Below are 1,059 nucleotides of genomic sequence, written 5' to 3' on the forward strand. Positions count from 1 at the left end.
GGGAGGATTTAATAAAAATATAGATATTTGCAGAGCAAAACAATAATAAATGGATTCATTCGAGCTTTTAAAATTTGTGCTTCCTGATTTTCTAATAGATAACTTTGAAATAATTTCTGCTCTCAATTCTGAGGAAAACCTGCACCTTTATTTTGAAGAAAAAGCAAAACCTCCAAAAGAGTTTGATGCTTCAGAATTAGTGTCCAAAGGCTTTTTAGATGAAATAACAATCCAAGATTTTCCTCTTAGAGGCAAGTTTGTGTATTTACACATTAAACGCCGTCGTTGGACAAATAAAACTACTGGCGAAATCATTAAAAGAGATTGGCTGTTAGTTGCCAAAGGAACACGTATGACGCAAGAATTTGCGGCTTTTTTAAAAGAAATTAATAGATAATACAGCAGTTAATTGCCATACTATTGGTAGTTTCTTTGGGGTTAATGGGAAAAAACTTCAAAGACAGTACAAAAGACACCTCAGTACATTTAGCACTTGGGAGCCTAAAGAACACGCACATCAATGGATTATATATCCCAAAAACATAGGAACTCACTTAGCCATTGACGAAGTTGCTTTATCACAAGGAGAACTTTATACCATTGTTACTAATAAAAAAGCAAAAGGCAAAAAAGGTTCCTTAGTGGCAATTGTTGCTGGTACTAAAACAGAACAAGTAATAGAGCAAGTCAGCAAAATCAATTTAAAAGATAGACAAGCCGTTATAGAAATAACACTAGACATGGCTAACTCGATGAAATTAATAGCTAAAAAATGTTTCCCTAAAGCAATACAAGTAACCGATCGCTTCCACGTACAAAAACTAGCCTTAGAAGCGTTACAAGAAATTAGGATTAAACACAGATGGGAAGCTATGGACAAGGAGAACCAATCCATATTGAAGGCTAAGACCCAAAACAAAACTCATACTCCCCAACTTTTAATCAACGGCGATACTGTAAAACAATTATTAGCCAGAAGTCGCTATTTACTTTATAAATCCAGACAAAAATGGACCAACAACCAAGAAGAAAGAGCGAAGTTACTATTTGAATTATATC

At 34.3% G+C, this 1,059-nt stretch carries 2 protein-coding genes; both read left to right on the forward strand.

Annotated elements, in window-relative coordinates:
* Positions 1–49: 49 nt before the first annotated feature.
* Positions 50–397, forward strand: coding sequence for an ISAon1 family transposase N-terminal region protein (locus tag BLV91_RS16800; protein WP_091435360.1), 348 nt, complete (start codon positions 50–52; stop codon positions 395–397).
* A 22-nt stretch (positions 398–419) separates the two neighbouring features.
* Positions 420–1,059 (forward strand): ISAon1 family transposase (locus BLV91_RS17110; RefSeq protein WP_449403938.1); only part of this gene is annotated, 640 nt, incomplete at its 3' end.

It is taken from the genome of Flavobacterium degerlachei, assembly GCF_900106645.1.
GTDB lineage: Bacteria > Bacteroidota > Bacteroidia > Flavobacteriales > Flavobacteriaceae > Flavobacterium > Flavobacterium degerlachei.

Excerpts from the sequence above, each read along its gene's own strand:
- BLV91_RS16800 (WP_091435360.1), top strand. The coding sequence starts at position 50 with ATGGATTCATTCGAGCTTTTAAAATTTGTGCTTCCTGATTTTCTAATA.